Source organism: Methylobacterium sp. D54C (genome assembly GCF_053345595.1).
The window spans coordinates 1-339 of the sequence record NZ_JBKFAK010000148.1; the positions used below are offsets into that span (position 1 = coordinate 1).

Annotated in this window: 1 protein-coding gene; it reads left to right on the plus strand. The window is 76.1% G+C overall.

All coding sequences use genetic code 11. The features are described from left to right. Window positions 1–339, plus strand: a 339-nt coding sequence (locus ACLBYB_RS32920; RefSeq protein ID WP_447701393.1) for an oligosaccharide flippase family protein, incomplete at both ends; no start/stop codon positions are given.

Here is a 339-nt window from a genome sequence, read left to right on the forward strand (position 1 = left end):
GCCTTCCTGGCCGTGCCGGCCTTCTTCGGCATGGCGGCCGTCGCCCCGACCCTCATCCCGTTCCTGTTCGGCGACCAGTGGCACGACGCGGCGCAGGTGCTGCGGACGCTCGCGCTCCTCGCCCCGGAATTCGTCGCCACCTCGATGCTGTGGATGATCTTCACGGCCCTGGGCCGCAACGGCACGGCCCTGCGGCTCGCCGGCGCGCAGTTCGGCCTCGGCGCCGCGGCGGCCCTCGTCACCGCGCCCTTCGGCCCCGCCGCCCTGGTCGCCGGGCACGTGGCGCGGGCCTACCTGTTCACGCCCGCGATCGTCGCCAGCGCCGGGCGCGTCGTCCCG